Raw genomic sequence first — 246 nt, 5'->3', positions numbered from 1 at the left:
TTTTAGCGGATCCTTGAAAGTAAGTTTTTAGATATAGGCTCAGAATAAAAACTATAGGAAATTTCAAATTTTAATCAGTAAAAATATCGAAAGGAGATGAATGGATGAAAGAAAAAAGTAAGATATTACGTAAATTAACTGCGGCGCTTCTTCTAAACGTGTTCAGCTTCAACATTCTTGCCGACGGTCTTCAGGTTGACCCTAATTCAAGGTACAACACAAGCCTTGACAGGGCTCAGAATGGCG

This window comes from Leptotrichia sp. oral taxon 879 str. F0557 (genome assembly GCF_000469385.1).
Lineage (GTDB): Bacteria > Fusobacteriota > Fusobacteriia > Fusobacteriales > Leptotrichiaceae > Leptotrichia > Leptotrichia mesophila.
Note: the sequence above shows the minus strand (reverse complement) of the source record.